The sequence below is a fragment of the Pseudomonas sp. Irchel s3f7 genome, assembly GCF_900187615.1.
In the GTDB taxonomy this organism is placed as follows: domain Bacteria; phylum Pseudomonadota; class Gammaproteobacteria; order Pseudomonadales; family Pseudomonadaceae; genus Aquipseudomonas.
On record NZ_FYDO01000006.1, the window covers coordinates 118,786 to 142,325 of the forward strand.

The window sequence follows — 23,540 nt, forward strand, 5'->3', positions numbered from 1 at the left end:
GCGAAGAGAACATCTAGCGATCAGGGCTGACAATGCTAGTGCCCCGACCGCTAAATGACCATCGCGAATCAGCGGAACGGCGGCTCGTCGAAGCTGCGCAGTTTGCGCGAGTGCAACGAGTTGAGCTCGGTGCGCAGCAAATCCACGGCGGCGATGCCGATCTTCAGGTGCTGGCTGACCGCACGCTCATAGAACGCGTTGGCCGAGCCCGGCAGCTTGATCTCGCTGTGCAAAGGCTTGTCCGACACGCACAGCAACGTGCCGTACGGCACCCGCAAACGATATCCCTGAGCAGCAATGGTCCCGCTTTCCATGTCCACCGCCACGGCGCGAGACAAGTTGATCAGCGGACGTTCCTGGGCCCAGCGCAGCTCCCAGTTGCGGTCGTCGTAAGTCAGCACGGTGCCGGTGCGCAGGCGTTTCTTCAGTTCATCACCCTTCTCCCCGGTGACATTGGCTGCCGCCTGCTGAAGCGCCATCTGCACTTCGGCCAGGGCCGGAATCGGAATGTTCGGCGGCACGACCCGGTCGAGAATCCCGTCACGACGCATGTAAGCGTGCGCCAGCACGTAGTCGCCAATGGTCTGCGACTGACGCAAGCCACCACAGTGGCCGATCATCAGCCAGCAGTGCGGACGCAGCACGGCCAGGTGATCGGTGATGTTCTTGGCGTTGGACGGGCCAACGCCGATGTTGACCAGGGTGACGCCATGACCGTCGCTCGCGATCAGGTGATAGGCCGGCATCTGGTAGCGGTGCCAGACCACGCCCGCGGCAATCGCCGACGCTTCGCCGTGATCCATGCTCTTTTCGATGATCACGTTGCCCGGCAGGACCATGCGCACAAAACGCGGGTCGCTGCGCAATTGTTCCAGGCCATGGACGATGAACTGGTCGACGTAGCGGTGATAGTTGGTCAGCAAAATCCACGGCTGCACATGACGCCAGTCGCTGCCGGTGTAATGCACCAGTCGGCGCAGTGAGAAATCCACCCGTGCTGCATCGAACAAGGCCAGCGGCAGCGGATCGGTGTTTTCCCAATCGTACAAGCCGTCGGCAATACCGTCGGTCGCTGCCGACAGGTCCGTGCTCGGGAACACCCGCGCCAGCACCGCAGCAGTCACACCGGAGCCAGCCAGCTCATCGCCCTGCTCAACCACGTACGGGTAAGGAATGTTCTGCTGGCTGACGCCGACTTCGACCGTCACGGTGAAGTCGTGCATCAACGGCACGAGTTGTTCCAACAGGTATTTACGGAATGCGGCGGGATGGGTGACGGTGACGCTGTAAGTGCCCGGCAACTGCACCTTGGCGTAAGCGCGGGTGGTCTGCGGGACTTCCCCCTGGCAGAGGTAGGTCAGGCGTAATTCGGGATAGCGGAACATCGAGCGCTGCTCGGCATCGGGCTCGACACGATCCTTGAGGTAACGCTTGAGCGCCTGGCTCAGCGCAACGGTTGCACGATTGTGCAAGTGAGCAAGCCGGTCCACGGCTTGCTCGGCGGTTTGAACGACAATAAAAGCTTCGGTCACGATCAGCATCCTGTGTTCTGACTTGCAGACCTTCATCTTGCCTGCATCGTCGCTTCACGGGAACAGTGGCGTATTGGCAATGCAGAAGAATTGCGGTGAATGCAAAACCCCTGTGGGAGCCAGCCTGCTGGCGATAGCGCAATTACATTCACCCTGTCTGTTGGCTGTGGCACCGTTATCGCCAGCAGGCTGGCTCCCACAGGTTTTTAAAGTGTTCAGAATCCTTGCGGGGTCGAGCGGGCGACAATCGCCTCCACATCCAGGCCGCGTGGCAAGGCGCCGTAAACCCGACCGTTCGAACCAAGGCGACTGGCAATAAACGCATCACTGACCACCGCATTCCCCGCCTCCAGCAACAGCTTGGCCTGCAACCCCAACGCAATGTCTTCGGTCAGTTGTCGCGCCCGGTACTGAATGTCACCGGTGTCTTTGAACGCCGCCTGCAATTGATGAATGTGCGCCGCCAGCCGTTTATCGCCATGGCCATCGCCCAATTCGCTGAACAGCACATCGAGAACGCCCGGTTCTTTGGACAGAGCACGCAGCACATCAAGGCACTGCACGTTGCCGGAGCCTTCCCACGTCGAGTTCACCGGCGCCTCGCGATAAAGACGCGGCAGGATGCTGTCTTCGACGTAACCGGCGCCCCCCATGCATTCGGCAGCCTCGTTGATCATCGCCGGTGCGCGTTTGCAGATCCAATACTTGCCCACTGCCGTGACCAGTCGCGCAAATTTGGCTTCATGGCTGTCATCCAGATGATCCAGCGCCTTGCCCATGCGCAGGCTCAACGCCAGAGCCGCTTCACTTTCCAGCGCCAGATCCGCCAGCACGTTTTGCATCAAGGGTTGTTCGCTGAGCAACTTGCCGCCCACCGAACGATGAGCGCAGTGGTGGCTGGCCTGGGTCAGCGCCTGGCGCATCAGTGAACTGGAACCGACCATGCAATCGAAGCGGGTCATGGCGACCATCTCGATGATCGTCGGAACGCCGCGCCCTTCTTCACCGACCATCCATGCCAGCGCCCCCCGGAACTCCACTTCGCTGGAAGCGTTGGAGCAATTGCCGAGTTTGTTTTTGAGGCGCTGAATGTAGAACTGATTGCGCGTGTCGTCCGGGCGATGGCGCGGCAGCAGGAAGCAGGTCAGGCCTTTGTCTGTCTGCGCCAGGGTCAGGAAGGCATCGCACATCGGCGCCGAACAGAACCATTTGTGCCCTAGCAGCTCGTAAGCCTGACCGGGACCGCTGGCGCCAACCGGATACGCCTTGGTGGTGTTGGCACGCACATCGGTGCCGCCCTGCTTCTCGGTCATCGCCATGCCGATGGTGACGCCAGCCTTGTGGGCCATACCAACGTTGCGCGGGTCATATTCAGTGGCGAGGATTTTCGGCAGCCATTGTTTCGCCAGATTCGGTTGCAGACGCAGCGCCGGGACACTGGCAAAGGTCATGGTCAGCGGGCAGCCACTGCCAGCTTCGGCCTGGCTGTGCAGATACGTCATGGCGGCGCGGGCGACATGGGCGCCGTCCTGCGGGTGCGCCCAGGGCAGCGAGGTCAAGCCGTGCTCGACCGCCGTGCGCATCAGTTCGTGATAGGCCGGATGAAATTCCACCAGGTCGATGCGATGACCAAACCGGTCATGACTGCTGAACACCGGCTTGTTCTGATTGGCCAGGAACCCCGCTTCCATCAGCGGCCCGCCGGCCAGTGCGCCGTAGGCGTCGATCCGCGATTCGGCCCAGCCGGCACCGAACCGCCGCGACCATTCCTGCAATGGCAAGTCGATGCGGTACAGGTTGGCGCCGTCCAGTGACGGCGGCTGGTTGGTGACTTCGTGGGTTTCGGCGAACTGATGCAGGTTCATGACAGGGCTCCTTTGGTCGGCCAAGGGACTTCAGTTAAGCACCGCCCCATGACCGAAAAAAGTGTCATATCCGCCTAACTGTCGGCACTTTCACCCTGTTGAATACAGAGGACCCGGCGATAGAGCGCTGCCTGCAAGTCTTCGAATTTCACCGGTTTGCTCAGGTAATCGATCAAAGCACCGGTCGGGCAACGTTCCCGGTCCATGCCGAGGGCGATCATGAACAGCGGCACTTCGGCATAACCCGACATGTCGCGAATCTGGCAGCAGAGTGACACCTCTTCCTGCGAGCGCTGCAGGTAATCGATCAACACCGCATCGAAACGTTCCTGCTGCAAATGCTCGAGCGCCATGGCGTCGCTGTCAGCCGTTCGCACACGAAAACCAAGCTTGAGCAACATGCCGCGCATCACCATTTGAGTGATGCTGTTGTCGTCCACCAGCAGCACGGTGCAATCCTGGGGCAGGCGCAACGGTGGCAAATCCCGAGGCATCAAAGGCATCGCCGGCCGTTCCGCCATCGGCAGTTCAACCACAATATCGAGCTGGAAACGGCTGCCGTGACCGGGCTCGGAGCGGTGAGTCAGGCGCCCGCCGAGCAATTCCACCAGTTGTCGGCAGATCGCCAGGCCAACCCCCAGGCCACCGTATTCACGGGTCATCGAGCCGTCGAGCTGGAAGAACCGTTGGTACATCGTCGCCTCTCCCAGATCGGTGAAGCCGATGCCCGTATCAATCACGGCAAAGCTCAGCGCCAGACGATCGAACTCGGCCGCCTTGCCGGTCACCCGCAACGCCAGGCCACCGACACGGGTGAACTTGATGGCGTTGTCCAACAGGCATTCCAGGCATTGCGCAATCTTGACGCTGTCCCCCTGCATACGATCCGGCAAACCCGTCGCAACGTCGACCTTGAAGTCCAGAGACTTGGCCGACGCATTGCCTTCGAACTGCACACGCAACGCTTCGACCATTGCGCGCAAACTGAAGGTACCCGCCGAGGCCTTGAGCTTGCCGGCCTGCAATTCGGTCAGGGTGAGGATGCCGTTGACCATGCGCATCATGTCCCGCGCCGAGCCTGCGGCCGTTTGCTGATACTGCTCCAGCTCCGGGTCCATCTCGACGGTTTGCATCAGTTCCAGCGAACCGATCACGCCGTTCATCGGCGTACGCAATTCATGGGTCAGGGTGGCGAGGAATTCGTCCTTGAGCTTGTTGCTGTGCGCCAGTTGCTGGTTCAGCACTTCGAGTTTTTGACTGGCATCGAACAGGGTTTGCGCCTGTTGCTCACGCATGGCGTTGATTCGGTCAGCCAGCGCCAGCGACAGCAACGCCACTTCGATCGCCGAACCGATCTGGCTGGAATACATGGTCAGGAACACATTCGGCAGGTAACCCAGCACCATCAGCGTGTTAACGATGCCGCCCAGCAGAAACGCCGACCAGGCAATGATGAAGTACCGCGCCACCCGCAAGCCGCGCAGCCAGGCAAATATCCCGGCGGCAAAAATCACCACGGTGAAGGTCAGCGCCAGCGCCGTCGCCAGACGCAAGGCCAAGGCGTAACTGGTCATCAATGACAGCCCGACCACCAATGCACTGAAAGCCACCAACGCCAACAGCGAACGGTCGAACCAGCGGCTGTGCGTGGCCATCTGCAAAAAGCTGCGGGCAAACTGACTGCCGAACAGCCCTGCGCAGCCAATGAAAAATGGTGTCGCGGCGTTGGCCCACCAAGGATTGTCTGGCCAGAAATATTGCACCGCAGCCCCGTTCACCGACAGCTGATACAAGCCGAACGAAGCGATGTAGAAAATGTAATAAAGGTAACTGGTGTCGCGAACGCTGAGGTAGATGAACAGGTTGTAGACCAGCATCCCCAGCAACACGCCGTAAATCAGCCCCAGCACGTACAGCCGAACAGGTTGCTCTTCGAGGTAGGTCGTGCTCGACCACAACGTCACCGGCGCCTGGATCGAACCTTCACTCTGCAAGCGCAGGTAAAGGGTTTGCGCCTGTTCAGGCTTGAACGTCAGATCGAACAGATAGTTGTTCTGGCGAATTTCGCGGCTGGCGAACGGCAAGGCGTCGCCGGTCTGCCGGGCCAATTGGTAGTTGCCGTCGGCATCAGGCAAATAGAGATCAAGGTGATCGAGGGGCGGATAGGCCAGTTCCAGCAGCCAGGTGCGCTGTGCCGTCGGGTTGGACGGACGGTAATGCAGGTCGATTTTCAGCCAGAACACCGAACGTGAATACCCGGCATTGAGCGTGTCTTTATTGTGCGGTTTGAAGTTGCCCGCCGCCGCTTGCGCGCGAATATCCGCGATGGACGCCTGACCTGCCGCGTCTTCAAACACTTGCAGGGTTCGGCCCAAGGGAAGGCTCTGGGTGAACTCGTCGAACTCGACGGCGTTTGCCAAAAGGGGCAAACAAAAAAGCAACATCAGCAAATAGCGCATTTAAGCCCCAGCGTGGCCTGTCCGGTCCTGTCAGGAAGCCCCCCCATTCCTTTTGAGCAGACGTAAAACCGGTATCACCTGTTATTGGTTTGGATCCACTCTAGCATAGCCGTTGGTGGCCTTTAAACACCATTGAAATATTTAAAGAAAAGGCTCTAGAACGGGCTTTACAGCAGTGCCAGCAGTGACACGACGACCTCTGTGGCGATGGAGCTTGCTCTCGCTCGGCGGCGAAGCAGTCGTAGAGGCCGGTTACGCGGTATGGCTTTAAAAAGAACAGGGGCCACTTCCCTGCCCAACGGGAGCAAGCTCCCTCGCCACAATGGGATGTCGCTGCACCCGAAAAAGAATGTTTGGTGGTAAGCTCGCGCACCATGAATATCTACAGCTCTCGCCCCGTTGTCCTCTGTCTCTCCGGCCACGACCCAAGTGGTGGCGCCGGCTTGCAGGCAGATATCGAAGCCCTGCTCGCTCAGGGTTGCCATGCGGCTCCGGCCGTCACCGCCCTGACCGTGCAAGACACCGTCAATGTCACTGACTTCCGCGTCCTCGACCGTGAGTGGGTACTGGCCCAGGCCAATGCCGTACTCAACGACTCCGAAGTCGCCGCCGTCAAACTGGGCATGCTCGGTTCGCTGGAGATGGTCGACACTGTCGTCGAACTGCTTTCAGCGCACCCGCATCTGCCGGTGGTCTGCGACCCGGTGCTGCGCGCCGGTGGCGGCGGGCGCCTGGGCAAGGACGAAGTCGGCTACGCCATGCGCGAACGCCTGCTGCCCCTGTCGATCATTGCGACGCCTAACCTTCCTGAAGCCCGCATCCTCGCCGAGCTGCCCGAAGGCACCGCGGACGAGTGCGCTGAAAAACTCCTGCCGTTCGTCAAACACCTGCTGATCACCGGCGGTCATGGCGATGAAACCGAAATCCACAATCGCCTGTACAGCCGCGATGGCCTACGCGAAACCTTTACCTGCCAGCGTCTGCCCGGCAGCTATCACGGTTCCGGTTGCACCCTGGCCAGCGCACTGGCCGGTCGTCTGGCGCAAGGCGAAAACCTCGCCAGTGCCGTACAGACCGCGCTTAACTACACGTGGCGCACCCTGCGTGACGCCGAGCAGTTGGGCAAAGGCCAGTTCGTGCCGCGTCGCTTGCCACTGGATTTCTGTTCGTAACTTCTATTTGTATGCGGTGAGGCTTGTCCGATGAAACTACGTGGCCTGTACGCCATTACCGACAGCAATCTGCTGGACGGTAAGTTGCTCAAGTACGTGGAGGCGGCGCTGGAAGGCGGCGTCACCTTGCTGCAATACCGCGACAAGAGCAGCGACGAGGCCCGCCGTCTGCGTGAGGCCGAAGCATTGCGCGAGCTGTGCGAACGGTACAAGACGCAGTTGATCATCAACGACGACGCCGAGTTGGCGGCGCGCCTGAACGTGGGCGTGCACCTGGGCCAGACCGACGGCCCGCTGACCCCGGCCCGGGCATTGCTCGGCTCCAGGGCCATCATTGGCTCGACCTGCCACGCGCAACTTGAACTGGCCGAACAAGCTGCCAAGGAAGGCGCCAGCTATGTCGCCTTCGGCCGCTTCTTCAATTCGAACACCAAGCCCGGTGCACCGACCTGCAGCCTCGACCTGCTCGACCAGGCCCGCAAGCAGCTGCACCTGCCGATCTGCGCGATCGGCGGCATCACCCTGGATAACGCCGCCCCACTGGTGGCCCATGGCGTCGATCTGCTGGCGGTGGTGCATGGCCTGTTCGGCGCCGAGAGCACGGCTGAAGTGACCCGCCGCGCCCGCGCCTTCAACGAATTGTTTTCTATTTAAGCTTTAAATCTGATTTGAGAGCCCGATCATGTCTCGTTCCGAAACCCTGTTTGCCAATGCCCAGAAACACATTCCCGGTGGCGTGAACTCGCCGGTTCGCGCGTTCAAGAGCGTCGGCGGCACGCCGCTGTTCTTCAAGCACGCCGAAGGCGCCTACGTCACCGACGAAGACGACAAGCGCTATGTGGATTACGTCGGTTCATGGGGCCCGATGATCCTCGGCCACAGCCATCCGGACGTGCTGGACGCGGTGCGCAAACAACTGGAACACGGCCTGTCCTACGGCGCCCCGACCGAGATGGAAACCCAGATGGCCGATCTGGTTTGCTCCCTCGTGCCGTCGATGGAAATGGTGCGCATGGTCAGCTCCGGCACCGAAGCGACCATGAGTGCCATTCGCCTGGCCCGTGGTTTCACCGGTCGCGACAGCATCATCAAGTTTGAAGGCTGCTACCACGGTCATTCCGACAGCCTGCTGGTCAAGGCCGGTTCCGGCGCCCTGACCCAAGGCGTGCCGAGCTCTGCCGGTGTGCCGGCGGCGTTTGCCAAACACACCCTGACCCTGCCGTTCAACGACATCGATGCCGTTGAAGCCATGCTCGCCGAAGTGGGCCAGGAAGTAGCCTGCATCATTGTCGAGCCCGTGGCCGGCAATATGAACTGCGTACCACCTGCACCGGGCTTCCTCGAAGGCCTGCGGACCCTGTGCGACAAGCACGGTGTGGTATTGATTTTCGACGAAGTGATGACCGGTTTCCGTGTTGCCCTCGGCGGTGCTCAGGCTCACTACGGCGTAACGCCGGACCTGACCACCTTCGGCAAGATCATCGGTGGCGGCATGCCGGTCGGCTGCTTCGGTGGCAAGCGCGAAATCATGCAGCGTATCGCCCCGCTGGGCCCGGTCTACCAGGCCGGTACGTTGTCGGGTAACCCGCTGGCGATGGCCGCCGGCCTCACCACCCTGCGCCTGATCAGCCGCCCGGGCTTCCACGCCGAGCTGACCGACTACACCACCCGCCTGCTCGACGGCCTGCAACAGCGTGCCGATGCGGCCGGCATTCCGTTCGTGACGACCCAGGCCGGCGGCATGTTCGGTCTGTATTTCAGCGGCGCTGACGATATCGTCACCTTCGAAGACGTGATGGCCAGCGACGCCGCTCTGTTCGGGCGCTTCTTCCACCTGATGCTGGAAGGTGGCGTGTACCTGGCACCGAGCGCATTCGAAGCCGGTTTCACCTCGATCGCCCATGGCGAAGCCGAATTGAAACTGACCCTGGATGCCGCCGAACGCGCGTTTGCTGCACTGAAGTAAGGCTGAATCACTGACGCTGGTCATTACCAGCGTCAGCTTTCACCGACATTCCTGCACTTTGTCCTGCTCATCTGCTAATAATCTGCCGCAAAGCGGGTGAAATAATTCCCGCGTAGCAGAAAAACGAGTAAAGACTTTGTAAGGTTGGTCCTGCTTATTTCATAATGCGCGCTTATTGGATCCCTCGATGGGTCCGCGCGCCCTTCAGAGGTAAGTCGATTCCCATGAACCGCACCGGCCGCGCCCTTTCACTGGGCTGCCTGTTGCTCCTTCAGCCCCTGCTCGCGCTCGCACAAGCAGGCGGCAACTCGTTGTTAATCCCAGCGATGGGTCGCTGCACCCTCAATACTCAGCCGCAAGACCTGGCACAGGCCCTCGCCGCCTGCCAGAAAGCGTCGGAAGATGGGGATGCCCAAGCGCAATACGAGTTGGGTGAGTTCTACTACGATGGCAAAAACACGCCACGCGACCTCGATCAAGCCCTGAGCTATTTCGAAAAAGCCTCGCTGCAAGGCCATGCCCAGGCGCAATTCAAACTCGGCAGCATGTTCTTCCATGGCGAAGGCGTACCGGCCAATAACATCCAGGCGTACATCCTGCTGAAAATGGCGGCCGTCAATGGCGCCGAAGAAGCATTGGATACTGCCGACGAAGTCACTGAAAAGATGCCCCGCGAAGAACTCGAAGTCGCCACCCAGGTGCTCGGGCAAATATTCCGTAAATATTTGATGGAATTGCAGAGCGCTGACGGGCGCTCGCCGTTTTCGCCACTGCCCTGAGCACTGCTGACTGCGAGGTGGCTTGTTGTGGCGAGGGAGCTTGCTCCCGATCGGCTGCGAAGCAGTCGTAAATTCAGCAATGCGGTTTATCTGAAAAAAGCGGTGACAGGTTTCAGGGCCGCTACGCAGCCCAACGGGAGCAAGCCCCCTCGCCACAACAAGCGCCTTCAGCCATCAGGCAATGCCTTACTTCTCAGGCATCGGCATCGGAAACGGCATTACGTTGCCGACCGCACCGCGCGCTTCGCTGATTTTCGGTGTGCCCATGCGCTCGACTTCGTCGATGCGCACGATCGAATGCATCGGCACAAAACTGCGCACCACGCCTTCGAACTGAGCCTTGAGCTTTTCTTCGCTCGGGTCGACGACCACTTGCGTGCGCTCGCCAAAGACGAACTCTTCCACTTCCAGAAAGCCCCACAGATCACTTTGATAGATCTGCTTGGCGTACATTTCGAACACCTGGCCCTGGTTGAGGAAAATCACCTTGTAGATTGGGGCTTCACGTTTGGTCATGGGCGGCGGGCAACACATCGGGGGATAAAAATGAGGGCGCGAACTATAGCATAGCCATTGGACGCGCAGCGGTAGGAACCTGGGGACATGTTCCCTATAATGCGCGGTTCTTTGAATCACGTGATGACTCTATTCCATGGCCAAGAAGCTTTACATCGAAACCCACGGTTGCCAGATGAACGAGTACGACAGCTCGCGCATGGTCGATCTGCTGGGCGAACATCAGGCCCTGGAAGTCACCGCCCGCGCTGAAGACGCCGACGTGATCCTGCTCAACACCTGCTCGATCCGCGAGCGCGCACAAGATCGCGTGTATTCCCAGCTCGGTCGCTGGCGTGAGCTGAAACTGGCCAACCCGGACATGGTGATCGCCGTCGGCGGTTGCGTGGCCAGTCAGGAAGGCGCCGCCATCCGCGATCGCGCCCCCTATGTGGACGTGGTTTTCGGTCCGCAGACCCTGCATCGGTTGCCGGAAATGATCGACGCCGCGCGCATCACCAAGCTGCCGCAAGTGGACGTCTCGTTCCCGGAAATCGAAAAATTCGACCATTTGCCCGAGCCACGTATCGACGGTCCGAGTGCGTACGTGTCGGTGATGGAAGGCTGCAGCAAGTACTGCACCTTCTGTGTAGTGCCCTACACCCGTGGCGAAGAAGTCAGCCGGCCGTTCGACGACGTACTTGCCGAGATCATTCACCTGGCCGAAAACGGCGTGCGCGAAGTGACGCTGCTGGGGCAAAACGTCAACGGCTATCGCGGGACCACTCATGACGGGCGCCTGGCCGACCTGGCCGAGCTGATCCGCGTGGTTGCCGCCGTCGATGGCATCGACCGCATCCGCTACACCACTTCGCACCCGCTGGAATTCTCCGACAGCCTGATCCAGGCCCACGCGGACGTGCCGGAACTGGTCAAACACCTGCATTTGCCGGTGCAATCGGGCTCGGACCGCATCCTCGCCGCGATGAAACGTAACCACACGGCGCTGGAGTACAAATCCAAACTGCGCAAGCTGCGGGCTGCCGTGCCGGGCATCTGCATCAGTTCGGACTTCATCGTCGGCTTCCCGGGCGAGACCGAGAAAGATTTCGAACAAACCATGAAGCTGATTCAGGACGTCGGTTTCGACTTTTCCTACTCGTTCGTCTACAGCCAGCGTCCGGGCACACCCGCTGCTGACCTCGCCGACGAGACGCCGGAAGAGCTGAAAAAAGAACGCCTCAACGCACTGCAACATCGCTTGAACCAGCAAGGTTTCGAGATCAGCCGACAAATGGTGGGCTCGATCCAGCGTATTTTGGTCACCGACTATTCGAAAAAGGACCCCGGCGAGTTGCAAGGCCGGACCGAGAATAACCGTATCGTCAACTTCCGCTGCGATAATCCAACCTTGATCGGCCAGTTCGCCGATGTGCATATCGATGCCGCGCAGCCGCACTCGTTGCGGGGCTCTTTGATCCAGTAACCCTGTAGGAGCCGGCTTGCTGGCGATGAACGATAACCCAGTGTATCTGATACACCGCGGGGCCCCCATCGCCAGCAAGCCGGCTCCTACAGTGCAGTGTGCGATGCTTAATTATTTAAGCTTTCGCACCCAGCCCACTGGCGCTATCCTTCATTCATCACTATTGCCCCAGGGCGGCTAAATACGACCTTGAACGCACCCATCGAACCACATCGTTTCATCCTCGAGCCCTTTGAAGCTCGCCGCTTCGCCAATCTGTGCGGGCAATTCGACGAGCACCTGCGCTTGATCGAACAGCGCCTGACCATCGAGATCCGCAACCGCGGAAACCAATTCGAACTGATCGGCGAGCCCAAACACACCACCTCCGCGGAAAACCTCCTGCGCCGCCTGTATCGGGAAACCAAGGGTACCGAGCTGTCGCCGGACATGGTTCACCTGTTCCTGCAGGAATCTGCCGTCGAAGCGCTGGACAACCACTCGCCCGCCGAAGCCTCCGTTGCCCTGCGCACCAAAAAAGGCATGATTCGCCCCCGCGGCTTGAATCAAGTGCGGTACGTGAAGGAAATCCTCGGTAACGATATCAATTTCGGCATCGGCCCGGCCGGTACCGGCAAGACCTACCTGGCGGTTGCCTGCGCGGTGGATGCGCTGGAACGCGAGCAGATTCGCCGCATCCTGCTGGTGCGTCCGGCGGTCGAAGCGGGTGAAAAACTCGGCTTCCTGCCCGGCGACCTGTCGCAAAAAATCGACCCGTACCTGCGCCCGCTCTATGACGCGCTTTACGAAATGCTGGGCTTCGAATACGTCGCCAAGCTGATCGAACGCCAAGTCATCGAAGTCGCGCCACTGGCCTACATGCGTGGCCGTACATTGAACAACAGCTTCATTATTCTCGACGAAAGCCAGAACACCACGGTCGAACAAATGAAGATGTTCCTGACCCGGATCGGTTTCGGCTCTACCGCGGTCATCACCGGCGACATCACCCAGGTCGACCTGCCGCGCGGCACCAAGTCCGGCCTGCACCATGTGATCGAAGTGCTCAAGGATGTACCGGGTATCACCTTTACCCACTTCCAGCCCAAGGACGTCGTGCGCCATCCGCTGGTACAGCGCATTGTCGAAGCCTATGAGCGCTTCGAAACCAAAGCGGCCGATGATGCAGCCGCCAAGGATAGCCGCCGCGATGCTTGAGCTTGACCTGCAAATCGCCACCGAAGCGTCCGCCCCCAGCGAGGCCAAGTTCCGTCAATGGTGCGAACTGGCCCTGCGCCAGCGCACCGCCGACTCGGAAATGACCATTCGTCTGGTCGACGAGGCCGAAGGTCGCGAGCTGAACCACACCTGGCGGCAAAAAGACTACGCCACTAACGTCTTGTCGTTCCCGGCCGATGTGCCGGACGAGTTTCTCGACATCCCGCTGCTAGGCGACCTGGTGATCTGCGTCGCCGTGGTTGAACGCGAAGCGGCCGAGCAAGGCAAGACACTCAAGGCCCACTGGGCGCATCTGGTGATTCACGGCTGCTTGCATCTGCTTGGTTACGACCATATAGAGGATGAGGAAGCCGAAGAAATGGAAGCACTGGAACGAACGTTGCTTGCAGAACTGGGCTTTCCCGATCCGTACGCGGACGACGAAACCGACGCATTCCCTACCGAAACAACAAAGGATTCAGAGTAATCGCTATGAGCGAAGATCGATCGAGCAACGGGCAGAAGTCATGGTTGGGTAAGCTCACCCAGGCTTTTGCCCACGAGCCGAAAAACCGCCAGGAGCTGCTTGAGCTGCTGCGCGATGCACACCAGAACAAGTTGCTGGACAGCGAAGCGCTGGCCATCGTCGAAGGCGCCATTCAGGTGGCCGACCTGCAAGTCCGGGACATCATGGTCCCGCGCTCGCAGATGGTCAGCATCAAGGCGACCCAGACACCTCGCGAGTTCCTGCCCGCCGTGGTCGACTCGGCCCACTCCCGCTACCCGGTCATCGGCGAAAGCCACGATGACGTGATGGGCGTGTTGCTGGCCAAGGACTTGCTGCCGTTGATCCTCAAGGAGAACGGCGACAGCTTCAACATCAAGGATCTGCTGCGCCCCGCCACGTTCGTGCCGGAGTCCAAGCGCCTGAACGTGTTGCTGCGTGAGTTCCGCGCCAATCACAACCACATGGCCATCGTCATCGACGAATACGGTGGCGTGGCTGGCCTGGTAACGATTGAAGACGTGCTGGAACAGATCGTCGGCGACATCGAAGATGAACACGACGTCGAAGAAGACAGCTACATCAAGCCGCTGCCCAGCGGTGACTTCCTGATCAAGGCCTTGACGCCGATCGAGAACTTCAACGAGTTCTTCGACAGCGAATTCTCCGACGACGAATTCGACACCGTCGGCGGCCTGGTGATGAGCGCGTTCGGGCACTTGCCCAAGCGCAACGAAATCACCGAGATCGGCCCCTACCGCTTCCGCATCCTGAACGCCGACAGTCGTCGGATTCACTTGCTTCGCCTGACGCCCATTGCTCGCTAAGGATTGAAATGCGCTGGACAACCCGCCCCGGCTGGCCCGGTAACCTGCTGGCCGTGGCGGCCGGTGCAATCACCACCCTGGCACTGGCGCCGTTCGATATCTGGCCGTTGGCACTGCTCGCCGTCGGCCTGTTCTATGCCGGCTTACGTGAACTGAGCCCGCGCCAGGCGCTGGGGCGTGGCTGGTACTTCGGCTTCGGCCTGTTCGGTGCCGGAACCAGTTGGATCTACTACAGCATTCACCATTTCGGCGGCGCTTCGGTGCTGCTGGCCGGCTTCCTGATGCTGATTTTCACGGCGGCGATTGCCTGGTTTTTCGCCCTGCCCGCCTGGCTCTGGGCACGCTGGCTGCGCCGCAACGAGGCGCCGCTGGCCGACGCGCTGGCTTTCGCAGCGCTGTGGGTCGCCCAGGAAGCGTTCCGCGGCTGGTTCCTGACCGGTTTCCCATGGCTCTACTCTGGCTACAGCCAGCTCGACGGCCCGCTGTCCGGGCTCGCACCAGTTGGCGGAATGTGGCTGATTTCCTTCACCCTGGCCTTGACCGCCGCACTGATCTACAACGGCTTGCGCCTGGCTCGCACGGGACGCAAAGGCTTCATCGCCGTGGGAATCGTCTTGTTGGTCGGCCCATGGGTAGCCGGCATGGCGCTCAAGCATCACGCCTGGACCAGCCCTTCAGGCGCACCACTGAGTGTCGCGGCAATCCAGGGCAACATAGAACAGAGCATGAAATGGGACCCGGCGCAGCTCAATGCACAGCTCGCGCTGTACCGTGACATGAGCTTGAGCTCCAAGCGCGTCGACCTGCTGATCTGGCCGGAAACCGCGGTGCCGGTGCTCAAGGAATCTGCCCAGGGCTATCTGGACGTGATGGGTAAATTCGCTGCCGAGCGGAATTCGGCACTGATTACCGGCGTGCCGATCCGGCAGATCGTTCATCAAGAGAAGCGCTTCTACAATGGCATCACCGTGACCGGTGAAGGCGACGGCACTTACCTCAAACAGAAATTGGTGCCGTTTGGCGAATATGTGCCGCTGCAAGACGTTTTGCGCGGGCTGATCGCCTTCTTTGACCTGCCGATGTCGGACTTTGCCCGCGGCCCGGCCGACCAGCCGCTGCTGCAAGCCAAGGGCTATCAGATTGCGCCGTTCATCTGCTACGAAGTGGTCTACCCGGAATTCGCCGCCAGCCTCGCCGCTCGCAGCGACCTGCTGCTGACCATCAGCAATGACACCTGGTTCGGCACGTCCATCGGCCCGCTGCAACACTTGCAGATGGCGCAGATGCGCGCCCTTGAGGCGGGCCGCTGGATGATTCGCGCCACCAACAACGGCGTGACCGGCCTGATCAACCCGTTCGGCCAGATCACTGAGCAGATTCCGCAGTTCGAACGCGGCATCCTGTACGGCGAAGTGGTGCCGATGCACAACCTGACGCCTTATCTGCAATGGCGTTCATGGCCGTTGCTCATCGTCTGCATGCTGCTGTTTGGCTGGGCGTTGGTGGCGAGCCGGATGGCCAAGACTGTCTGAAGACTTGAGGCGATAGTTAAAAGATCGCAGCCTCGTTTTACTCGACAGCTCCTACAGGGTGTAGACAATCCCAGTGTAGGAGCTGCCGCAGGCTGCGATCTTTTGATCTTCAGCGGTAAAACAACGAATACCCGACCTGCCCCACCGCCTCATTCATCAATTGCCCACTCTGCCAGATCGATTTCGACTCCGGCAGCCAGCCGCCCAGCGGTCGGGCGTTGTCTCCGCCTAAGAACCCCATCGGGGCGGCCACCACGTCGAATCCAGCCTTGCGGAAACTCCAGACGGCACGCGGCATGTGCGCAGCGTGAGTGACGATCACCACACGCTTGACGCCTTGCGGCAACAATAATTGCGCCGTGAATTGCGCGTTTTCCCAGGTGGTACGGCTCTTGCCCTCCTGCCAGCGCACCGTCACGCCAAAATCGTCGCGCAAGGACTCCGCCATCATCTGCGCTTCAGTCGGTGGTATGCCGTAATGCAATCCACCACTGGCCAGCACCGGCAAGCCCGAAGCCTTGGCCAGCCGCGCCGCATAACGTTGACGTTCCAGGCCAATACCTGTTGGCTGATCAGCGCCCCAGGCCACGTCACCGTGTTCGCGGCCCGAGCCCAGCACCACGATGGCGTCGGCGCGCTGCCCCAGCGTGCTCCATTCCTCGCGGGCCAGCGGCGGCTCACGCTCAAGAAGGTCGGCACTCCATTCCACCACCACCGGCAGGCTCATCAGCCAGAAACCACCCAGCCCCAGCGCAAAGCACGCACCGGCCAGCCTCGGCCTTGAGCGGCGTAACCACCAGCCAAGCAAAAGCAGCAGCATCAGAAGGCCGGGCGGCAAGAGAAGTTGTTTCACGAAATAACGAAAAGGCATCGAGCATCTCCTTGAGATGCCCGAAGCCTAAGTGGGTTAGCGCAATGCGACAATAAATACGGAAGGACTATGCTTCAAAAAGTGCTGGAGCATGGCTCTGTGTCTATTTGTACTGCAAAGACCGGACCTTTACCGCGTCTCTGCCAGGTACCTTGTCCTTGAGCCAGATGATTTTGGCCGAACGTGGTGCGTCGAGTTGCTTTACCGCTTCTGACAAGCATCCGTGTGTCTCACGTTCACTGCGATCCAGATACGCCTTGACCAAAGCAAACTCTGCGGGGCTCAGGCCACGCAGTTCCAGTTCAAGTGGGCGTTCGTCGCGCAGCCGACCTGCGGTTTTCGCCGCTTCCAGGGCCAGGCCCAGACGATCGATCAGTCTTTCGTACAGCTCCGGTTTCGTAGCTTTTTGCTGTGACTCAACCATCCCTCACCTCATTGGAAGATAAGACCTACTCCCCAGTTAGAGCTTAGCTTCCATGAACAAACCGGCTGAGCGCCGCGACCAACGGCCCTCGCGGCGGTTTTTGCGAGACGCGCGGCAGCAATCAGGGTTTCCCTCGGTAGAGCGCGGTCATGTATGCTACGGCGCTTCCTGTAACTCCACTTCCAGCTCGGCTGGGCATCGAAAACGCCAATAAGGCGTGTTCACCGTCCAACGTTGCATTGAAGAGGATTAGGCCACCCCTATTCAGTTCAAAAGTAGCCATGCACGAACAATATCAGCCCCGTGAAATCGAAGCCGCCGCCCAGTCATTCTGGGACGAGCAAAAGTCCTTTGAAGTCAGTGAACAGCCAGGCAAGGAGACCTACTACTGCCTGTCGATGTTCCCTTACCCCAGCGGCAAGCTACACATGGGGCACGTGCGCAACTACACCATCGGCGACGTGATCTCCCGCTACCAGCGCATGCAAGGCAAAAACGTTCTGCAACCGATGGGTTGGGACGCGTTCGGCATGCCGGCGGAAAACGCCGCGATGAAGAACAACGTAGCGCCCGCCAAGTGGACCTACGAAAACATCGCCTACATGAAGTCCCAGCTGCGCAGCCTGGGCCTGGCGGTGGACTGGTCGCGCGAAGTGACCACCTGCAAGCCTGATTACTATCGCTGGGAACAATGGCTGTTCACCCGCCTGTTCGAAAAAGGCGTGATCTACAAAAAAAGCGGCACCGTGAACTGGGACCCGGTCGACCAGACCGTTCTGGCCAACGAACAGGTGATCGACGGTCGCGGCTGGCGTTCCGGCGCGCTGATCGAAAAGCGCGAAATCCCGATGTACTACTTCAAGATCACCGCGTACGCGGATGAGCTGCTGGAGAGCCTCGACGAACTGACTGGCTGGCCTGAACAGGTCAAGACCATGCAGCGCAACTGGATCGGCAAGTCCCGCGGCATGGAAGTGCAGTTCCCGTACAACGTCGATTCCATCGGCGAAACCGGCGCGCTCAAAGTCTTCACCACCCGTCCGGACACCCTGATGGGCGCAACCTACGTTGCCGTGGCCGCCGAGCACCACCTGGCCACCCTGGCTGCGCAGAACAATCCTGAGCTGCAAGCGTTCATCGCTGAATGCAAGAGCGGCAGCGTGGCTGAAGCCGACGTCGCTACCCAGGAGAAAAAAGGCCTGCCGACCGGCCTGTTCGTCGAACACCCGCTGACCGGTGAAAAGTTGCCGGTGTGGGTCGCCAACTACGTATTGATCCACTACGGCGACGGCGCGGTCATGGCTGTACCGGCTCACGACGAGCGCGATTTCGAATTCGCCCACAAGTACAACCTGCCGGTCAAATCGGTGGTGCGCACCAGTTCCGGTGACACCAACCCGACGCCATGGCAAGACGCCTACGGCGAGCACGGCACGCTGATCAATTCCGGCGAGTTCGACGGCCTGGACTTCGCCGGCGCGTTCGACGCCATTGAAGTCGCGCTGATCAAGAAAGAACTGGGCGCCTCGCGCACCCAATTCCGTCTGCGCGACTGGGGCATCAGCCGCCAGCGCTACTGGGGCTGCCCGATCCCGATCATCCACTGCCAAACCTGCGGTGACGTACCGGTACCGGAAGATCAACTGCCTGTCGTGCTGCCGGAAGACGTCGTACCCGATGGCGCCGGTTCGCCACTGGCACGCATGCCCGAGTTCTACGAGTGCAGCTGCCCGAAATGCGGCCAGCCTGCCAAGCGTGAAACCGACACCATGGACACTTTCGTCGAGTCCTCGTGGTACTACGCCCGCTACGCCTCCCCGCACTTCGAAGGCGGCCTGGTAGAAAAATCGGCGGCCGACCACTGGTTGCCGGTGGATCAGTACATCGGCGGTATCGAACACGCGATCCTGCACCTGCTCTACGCGCGCTTCTTCCACAAGCTGATGCGCGACGAAGGCCTGGTGAGCTCCAACGAGCCGTTCAAGAACCTGCTGACCCAGGGCATGGTGATCGCCGAGACTTACTATCGTCGTGAAGCCAACGGCGCCTTCACCTGGTTCAACCCGGCGGACGTCGAACTTGAGCGCGACAGCAAGGCCAAGGTCATCAGCGCCAAGCTGATCGCCGATGGCTTGCCGGTGGAAATCGGCGGCACCGAGAAGATGGCCAAGTCGAAGAACAACGGCGTCGACCCACAGTCGATGATCGATCAGTTCGGCGCAGACACCTGCCGTCTGTTCATGATGTTCGCCTCGCCGCCTGACATGAGCGCGGAATGGTCCGACTCCGGCGTAGAGGGTTCGCACCGTTTCCTCAAGCGCGTCTGGCGTCTGGCTCAAGCACACGTCACTCAGGGCCTGCCGGGCAAACTGGACGTTGCCGGCCTGAACGACGAGCAGAAAGCCGTTCGCCGCTCGATCCACCTGGCCATCAAGCAAGCCAGCCACGACGTCGGCCAGAACCACAAATTCAACACCGCCATCGCTCAGGTGATGACGCTGATGAACGTGCTGGAAAAAGCCGCGCAAGGCACCGAACAGGATCGAGCGCTGGTTCACGAAGGTCTGGAAGCCGTCACGCTGCTGCTGGCTCCGATCACCCCGCACATCAGCCATGAGCTGTGGCATCAGCTGGGTCACGCTGAGCCGGTGATCGACGCGAGCTGGCCGGTGGTGGACGAAACCGCTCTGGTGCAAGACAGCTTGCAGCTGGTGATCCAGGTCAACGGCAAACTGCGTGGTCACATCGAAATGCCGGCCAGCGCCAGCCGCGAAGAGGTCGAAGCGGCCGCTCGCGCCAACGAAAACGTACTGCGTTTTGTCGACGGCCTGACCATTCGTAAAGTGATCGTAGTGCCCGGGAAACTGGTCAATATCGTCGCCAGCTAATTGGAGCAGGCGCCAGGTACGCCTGGCGCCGAGTAAAACCTTTCGGGCCGCTCGATCGGCCCACATGGTTTCAAGGGGAGCAACAAGATGATCAAACGCAATTTGCTGGTGATGGGCCTCGCGGTCCTGTTGAGCGCCTGCGGTTTCCAACTGCGCGGCACCGGCACCAACGAACTGGCAATCAAGGAACTCGACCTGAGCGCCCGTAACGCCTACGGCGAGACCGTGACGCAACTGCGTCAGGTGCTGACAAACAGCGGCGTCAAGGTCTACACCGGCGCCCCCTACAAACTGGTGTTGACCGATGAGCAGGAAAGCCAGCGCATCCTCAGCTACGCCGGGGCTGGCCGTACGGGCGAGTACCAGATCACCACGGTGTTGAAATACGACATCCGTGGTCAGGGCAACCTGCCGTTGATCAGCGACAAGCTTGAAGTGCAAAAAATCTTCCTCCACGACGGTAACAACCTGGCGGGCTCCGACCAGGAAGCCGTAACCGCCAAAACGGAAACCCGTCGTGAGCTGGTTCAGCGCATGATGTTGCGCCTGCAACAATTGACGCCAGCCCAGCTGGACCAATTGGAGCAGACTGCCGAAGCCAAGGCCAAGGCAGAAGCCGCTGCACTGGAAGCGGCGCAAAAGGCTGAAGCGCAAACACCGCGTCAGTCGCCCATCGAACTGCCGCAGCAGTAAGACTTACGGGGCGCTCAGGCGCCCCGTTCGCCCTCTATTATGAAACTCGCCCCCGCCCAACTCGCCAAACACTTGCAAGGTGCCCTTGCGCCGGTCTACATCATCAGCGGCGATGACCCGTTGCTGTGTCAGGAGGCCGCCGACGCCATTCGCTCGGCCGCTCGCCAACAAGGCTTTGATGAGCGCCAGGTGTTTGCCGCCGATGCCAGTTTCGACTGGGGTACGTTGCTGCAAGCCGGTGCCAGCATGTCGCTGTTCGCCGAAAAGCGTTTGCTGGAACTGCGTCTGCCTTCCGGCAAGCCCGGTGACAAAGGTGCAGCAGCACTTATCGAGTACTGCTCGCGGCCGGCCGAAGACACCCTGTTGCTGATCAGCTTGCCGAAGCTTGACGGCAGCGCGCAGAAAACCAAGTGGGGCAAGGCACTGGTCGAAGGCCAGCAAACCCAGTTCGTGCAGATCTGGCCGGTGGATGTCAGCCAGCTACCGAGTTGGATCCGTCAGCGCCTGTCCCAGGCCGGGCTTTCTGCGAACCAGGATGCCGTTGAGCTGATTGCTGCGCGGGTAGAAGGCAACCTGCTGGCCGCTGCCCAGGAAATCGAGAAACTCAAGCTGATGGCCGAAGGTGGCCAGATCACCGTTGAAACCGTGCAGGCCGCCGTGGCCGACAGTGCGCGCTTCGACGTGTTCGGCTTGACCGATGCGATCCTCAACGGCGAAGCGGCCCATGCCTTGCGCATGCTTGAAGGGTTGCGCGGTGAGGGTGTCGAGCCACCGGTGATTCTCTGGGCCCTGGCCCGCGAACTGCGCCAGCTGGCCAACATTTCGCTGCAATACAGTCAGGGCACGCCGCTGGACAAAGCCTTCAGCCAGGCCAAACCACCTGTCTGGGACAAGCGCAAACCACTGATGAGCAAAGCCCTGCAACGCTACTCGGCGCAACGCTGGGCGCAGTTGTTGCTGGAAGCGCAACGCATTGACGCCCAGATCAAAGGTCAGGCCGCCGGTTCGCCATGGATGAGCTTGAGCCGTTTGACGTTGTTGATGGCTGGGCAAAAATTGGCGTTGCCTGCCGAGTAAGATCAAGGGATCGCCGCCTTCTGCAGCTCCTACAGATTGACACGCGATCCTGCGTAGGAGCTGCCGAAGGCTGCGATTTTTTGATCTTATTTCTTACAAAATCCACATCCATCGCCCCTATAGACAGATCCTCTGCTTCAGCCGATGATTTGCCCCGCAAAAACCACTCACTTGCGAGAAATCATCATGAGCAAAAAGCCATCAACGCATGGCCCCAACAAGGCCAAATCCATCGTCGCCCAGCCACTGTTCCGCAGCCGTCAGGAACGCGCCGGCAAGGGCAAAGGCAGCTACCGCCGCGAAGCCTTCCAGTCTAATAGCTGGGAGGCTTCTTACTTTCTGGCTGCTTAAAGCAGAACACCCCCTCTACATGTTAAGGTCTGTACCTGAATCGTTTTCCCTGGACCTGTGCATGCCCTTTTGTCTTCCCCATCGCTGGCACCTGCGCCAATTGATTGCTGCCTCCAGCCTTGTTTTGCTTGTCGCCTGCGCGGAAAAACCGACCGCCGCCGACGCTCAACCCCTCCAGACGTCGCCCGTTGCCACGGCCCCGGCGGTTGTTCCGCCAGTGGTTCCGACCGGTGAGAACATCGACATCCAGCCGACCCAGACCTTCGCCGAATGGCAGGCGGGTTTCCGCAAGGATGCCCTGGCCGCGGGTATCCGCGCCGATCTGTTTGATCGCGCTTTCGCCAATGTCAGCATCGACCCCAGTGTGATCCGTGCCGATCGCAGCCAACCGGAATTCGCAAAACCGGTGTGGGAATACCTCGACGGCGCCCTGTCGCCCTTGCGTGTGCGCAAAGGTCAGGCGCTGGTCAACCAATACGCCGACGTCCTGCAAAGCATCGAGCAGCGCTATGGCGTCGATCGCCAGGCACTGGTGGCGGTATGGGGCATGGAGAGCAACTTCGGCCAGTTCCAGGGCAACAAATCGGTGATCAACTCACTGGCAACCCTGGCCTATGAAGGCCGCCGCCCTGGCTTCGCCCATGCGCAATTGATCGCCGCCCTGCAAATCCTGCAGCAAGGCGACATCGAACCCGAGAAGATGCTGGGCTCCTGGGCCGGTGCGATGGGCCAGACCCAATTTATCCCGACCACCTACAACACCCACGCCGTGGATTTCGATGGCGATGGTCGCCGCGATATCTGGGGCAGTTCGGCTGATGCCTTGGCCTCGACCGCGCATTACCTGCAAAGCTCCGGCTGGCAGAGAGGCCAGCCATGGGGCTTTGAAGTCCAACTGCCGAACGGTTTCAACTACGTGCTGGCCGATGGCACGATTCGCAAGACTGTCGCCGAATGGCGCCAACTGGGCGTCATGATGCCCAATGGCGGCCAGGTCCCGGCCGGCACAGAGCAATTGTCCGCGGCCCTGTTGCTGCCGGCCGGCTATCGCGGCCCGGCCTTCCTGGTGCTCGACAACTTCCGTGCGATTCTCAAGTACAACAACTCGTCGTCCTATGCCCTGGGGGTGAGCCTGTTGTCCGAACGGTTCAATGGTGCAGGCTTGATCAGCGGTACATGGCCTAAAGATGACTTGCCACTGAGCCGCACCGAACGGATCGAACTGCAAAACCTGTTGAGTGCCCAGAACTACGACGCAGGCACCGCCGACGGCATCATTGGCGCCAACACGCGCAAGGCCATCCGCAGCGCCCAACAGTCGTTTGGCTGGCCGGCGGATGGATACCCGACGCACAAGTTGCTCGAAGGGTTACGCAACCGCTAAAAGCAAAAGATCGCAGCCTTCGGCAGCTCCTACGAGC

The 23,540-nt window shown here is 60.3% G+C and carries 20 protein-coding genes; 14 read left to right on the forward strand and 6 right to left on the reverse strand.

The genetic code is table 11. From position 1 onward, the window contains the following. Positions 1 to 68 precede the first annotated feature (68 nt). From amn to CKW19_RS07060, 3 genes are all read right to left on the reverse strand, one after another. Positions 69 to 1,568 (reverse strand): AMP nucleosidase, encoded by a 1,500-nt coding sequence (gene amn, locus CKW19_RS07050; RefSeq protein WP_177408784.1) that lies wholly within the window; start codon positions 1,566 to 1,568, stop codon positions 69 to 71. A gap of 179 nt (positions 1,569 to 1,747) precedes the next feature. Beyond that, entirely contained in the window at positions 1,748 to 3,397 is a 1,650-nt protein-coding gene (locus CKW19_RS07055) for an acyl-CoA dehydrogenase family protein (protein ID WP_095057234.1), read from the reverse strand. A gap of 74 nt (positions 3,398 to 3,471) precedes the next feature. Continuing rightward, positions 3,472 to 5,856 (reverse strand): hybrid sensor histidine kinase/response regulator, encoded by a 2,385-nt coding sequence (locus CKW19_RS07060; RefSeq protein WP_095057235.1) that lies wholly within the window; start codon positions 5,854 to 5,856, stop codon positions 3,472 to 3,474. Positions 5,857 to 6,230: 374 nt separating this feature from the next. Here CKW19_RS07060 and CKW19_RS07065 point away from each other — a divergent pair, with 374 nt between their 5' ends. The 4 genes from CKW19_RS07065 (at position 6,231) to CKW19_RS07080 (ending at position 9,773) form a co-directional block, all read left to right on the forward strand. After that, complete coding sequence (locus tag CKW19_RS07065; RefSeq protein ID WP_057713171.1) at positions 6,231 to 7,028, forward strand: hydroxymethylpyrimidine/phosphomethylpyrimidine kinase; 798 nt, start codon at positions 6,231 to 6,233, stop codon at positions 7,026 to 7,028. 30 nt (positions 7,029 to 7,058) lie between these two features. Continuing rightward, complete coding sequence (thiE, locus tag CKW19_RS07070) at positions 7,059 to 7,682, forward strand: thiamine phosphate synthase (protein ID WP_095057236.1); 624 nt, start codon at positions 7,059 to 7,061, stop codon at positions 7,680 to 7,682. Between the two features lie 28 nt (positions 7,683 to 7,710). Continuing rightward, on the forward strand, positions 7,711 to 8,994 hold the full coding sequence (gene hemL, locus CKW19_RS07075; RefSeq protein ID WP_095057237.1) for a glutamate-1-semialdehyde 2,1-aminomutase: 1,284 nt from the start codon (positions 7,711 to 7,713) through the stop codon (positions 8,992 to 8,994). A 224-nt stretch (positions 8,995 to 9,218) separates the two neighbouring features. Next, complete coding sequence (locus CKW19_RS07080; RefSeq protein WP_095057238.1) at positions 9,219 to 9,773, forward strand: tetratricopeptide repeat protein; 555 nt, start codon at positions 9,219 to 9,221, stop codon at positions 9,771 to 9,773. A 186-nt stretch (positions 9,774 to 9,959) separates the two neighbouring features. Here the strand turns inward: CKW19_RS07080 and CKW19_RS07085 are convergent, their stop codons facing one another. Further along, positions 9,960 to 10,289 (reverse strand): DUF1820 family protein, encoded by a 330-nt coding sequence (locus CKW19_RS07085; RefSeq protein WP_008052403.1) that lies wholly within the window; start codon positions 10,287 to 10,289, stop codon positions 9,960 to 9,962. 136 nt (positions 10,290 to 10,425) lie between these two features. Between CKW19_RS07085 and miaB the strand changes: the two genes are divergently transcribed. From miaB to lnt, 5 genes are all read left to right on the forward strand, one after another. Then, positions 10,426 to 11,754, forward strand: coding sequence for a tRNA (N6-isopentenyl adenosine(37)-C2)-methylthiotransferase MiaB (gene miaB / locus CKW19_RS07090; protein ID WP_095057239.1), 1,329 nt, complete (start codon positions 10,426 to 10,428; stop codon positions 11,752 to 11,754). Positions 11,755 to 11,943: 189 nt separating this feature from the next. Further along, on the forward strand, positions 11,944 to 12,951 hold the full coding sequence (locus tag CKW19_RS07095; protein WP_095057240.1) for a PhoH family protein: 1,008 nt from the start codon (positions 11,944 to 11,946) through the stop codon (positions 12,949 to 12,951). After that, on the forward strand, positions 12,944 to 13,438 hold the full coding sequence (gene ybeY, locus CKW19_RS07100) for an rRNA maturation RNase YbeY (RefSeq protein WP_095057241.1): 495 nt from the start codon (positions 12,944 to 12,946) through the stop codon (positions 13,436 to 13,438). The genes CKW19_RS07095 and ybeY overlap by 8 nt, the downstream gene beginning before the upstream one ends. A gap of 5 nt (positions 13,439 to 13,443) precedes the next feature. Next, positions 13,444 to 14,283, forward strand: a complete 840-nt coding sequence (locus tag CKW19_RS07105) for an HlyC/CorC family transporter (protein WP_027924283.1) — start codon at positions 13,444 to 13,446, stop codon at positions 14,281 to 14,283. 8 nt (positions 14,284 to 14,291) lie between these two features. Next, the gene (lnt, locus tag CKW19_RS07110) at positions 14,292 to 15,815 is read left to right on the forward strand and encodes an apolipoprotein N-acyltransferase (protein ID WP_095057242.1); all 1,524 of its coding nucleotides are present in this window, start codon (positions 14,292 to 14,294) and stop codon (positions 15,813 to 15,815) included. 109 nt (positions 15,816 to 15,924) lie between these two features. Here lnt and CKW19_RS07115 read toward each other — a convergent pair whose 3' ends face one another. Both CKW19_RS07115 and CKW19_RS07120 read right to left on the reverse strand, forming a co-directional pair. Beyond that, entirely contained in the window at positions 15,925 to 16,686 is a 762-nt protein-coding gene (locus tag CKW19_RS07115) for a YdcF family protein (RefSeq protein WP_095057243.1), read from the reverse strand. A 103-nt stretch (positions 16,687 to 16,789) separates the two neighbouring features. After that, positions 16,790 to 17,110 (reverse strand): hypothetical protein, encoded by a 321-nt coding sequence (locus CKW19_RS07120; RefSeq protein ID WP_095057244.1) that lies wholly within the window; start codon positions 17,108 to 17,110, stop codon positions 16,790 to 16,792. 281 nt (positions 17,111 to 17,391) lie between these two features. Here CKW19_RS07120 and leuS point away from each other — a divergent pair, with 281 nt between their 5' ends. From leuS to CKW19_RS07145, 5 genes are all read left to right on the forward strand, one after another. After that, positions 17,392 to 19,998, forward strand: a complete 2,607-nt coding sequence (leuS, locus tag CKW19_RS07125; RefSeq protein ID WP_095057245.1) for a leucine--tRNA ligase — start codon at positions 17,392 to 17,394, stop codon at positions 19,996 to 19,998. An 87-nt stretch (positions 19,999 to 20,085) separates the two neighbouring features. Then, positions 20,086 to 20,691 carry an LPS assembly lipoprotein LptE gene (gene lptE / locus CKW19_RS07130; RefSeq protein WP_095057246.1) on the forward strand — a complete coding sequence of 202 codons (606 nt, stop codon included), beginning with the start codon at positions 20,086 to 20,088 and terminating at the stop codon, positions 20,689 to 20,691. A gap of 39 nt (positions 20,692 to 20,730) precedes the next feature. Then, on the forward strand, positions 20,731 to 21,768 hold the full coding sequence (gene holA, locus CKW19_RS07135; protein ID WP_095057247.1) for a DNA polymerase III subunit delta: 1,038 nt from the start codon (positions 20,731 to 20,733) through the stop codon (positions 21,766 to 21,768). A 186-nt stretch (positions 21,769 to 21,954) separates the two neighbouring features. After that, positions 21,955 to 22,119, forward strand: coding sequence for an alternative ribosome rescue factor ArfA (gene arfA, locus CKW19_RS07140; RefSeq protein WP_095057248.1), 165 nt, complete (start codon positions 21,955 to 21,957; stop codon positions 22,117 to 22,119). Positions 22,120 to 22,180: 61 nt separating this feature from the next. Beyond that, complete coding sequence (locus tag CKW19_RS07145) at positions 22,181 to 23,503, forward strand: lytic murein transglycosylase (protein ID WP_095057249.1); 1,323 nt, start codon at positions 22,181 to 22,183, stop codon at positions 23,501 to 23,503. Positions 23,504 to 23,540 lie beyond the last annotated feature (37 nt).

Coding starts and splice junctions, on each gene's coding strand:
- CKW19_RS07060 (WP_095057235.1), bottom strand. CDS start 5,856: ATGCGCTATTTGCTGATGTTGCTTTTTTGTTTGCCCCTTTTGGCAAAC.
- holA (WP_095057247.1), top strand. CDS start 20,731: ATGAAACTCGCCCCCGCCCAACTCGCCAAACACTTGCAAGGTGCCCTT.
- CKW19_RS07080 (WP_095057238.1), top strand. CDS start 9,219: ATGAACCGCACCGGCCGCGCCCTTTCACTGGGCTGCCTGTTGCTCCTT.
- thiE (WP_095057236.1), top strand. CDS start 7,059: ATGAAACTACGTGGCCTGTACGCCATTACCGACAGCAATCTGCTGGAC.
- CKW19_RS07105 (WP_027924283.1), top strand. CDS start 13,444: ATGAGCGAAGATCGATCGAGCAACGGGCAGAAGTCATGGTTGGGTAAG.
- CKW19_RS07085 (WP_008052403.1), bottom strand. CDS start 10,289: ATGACCAAACGTGAAGCCCCAATCTACAAGGTGATTTTCCTCAACCAG.
- CKW19_RS07115 (WP_095057243.1), bottom strand. CDS start 16,686: ATGCCTTTTCGTTATTTCGTGAAACAACTTCTCTTGCCGCCCGGCCTT.
- CKW19_RS07145 (WP_095057249.1), top strand. CDS start 22,181: ATGCCCTTTTGTCTTCCCCATCGCTGGCACCTGCGCCAATTGATTGCT.
- CKW19_RS07055 (WP_095057234.1), bottom strand. CDS start 3,397: ATGAACCTGCATCAGTTCGCCGAAACCCACGAAGTCACCAACCAGCCG.
- CKW19_RS07120 (WP_095057244.1), bottom strand. CDS start 17,110: ATGGTTGAGTCACAGCAAAAAGCTACGAAACCGGAGCTGTACGAAAGA.
- lnt (WP_095057242.1), top strand. CDS start 14,292: ATGCGCTGGACAACCCGCCCCGGCTGGCCCGGTAACCTGCTGGCCGTG.
- leuS (WP_095057245.1), top strand. CDS start 17,392: ATGCACGAACAATATCAGCCCCGTGAAATCGAAGCCGCCGCCCAGTCA.
- hemL (WP_095057237.1), top strand. CDS start 7,711: ATGTCTCGTTCCGAAACCCTGTTTGCCAATGCCCAGAAACACATTCCC.
- CKW19_RS07065 (WP_057713171.1), top strand. CDS start 6,231: ATGAATATCTACAGCTCTCGCCCCGTTGTCCTCTGTCTCTCCGGCCAC.
- arfA (WP_095057248.1), top strand. CDS start 21,955: ATGAGCAAAAAGCCATCAACGCATGGCCCCAACAAGGCCAAATCCATC.
- amn (WP_177408784.1), bottom strand. CDS start 1,568: ATGAAGGTCTGCAAGTCAGAACACAGGATGCTGATCGTGACCGAAGCT.
- miaB (WP_095057239.1), top strand. CDS start 10,426: ATGGCCAAGAAGCTTTACATCGAAACCCACGGTTGCCAGATGAACGAG.
- ybeY (WP_095057241.1), top strand. CDS start 12,944: ATGCTTGAGCTTGACCTGCAAATCGCCACCGAAGCGTCCGCCCCCAGC.
- lptE (WP_095057246.1), top strand. CDS start 20,086: ATGATCAAACGCAATTTGCTGGTGATGGGCCTCGCGGTCCTGTTGAGC.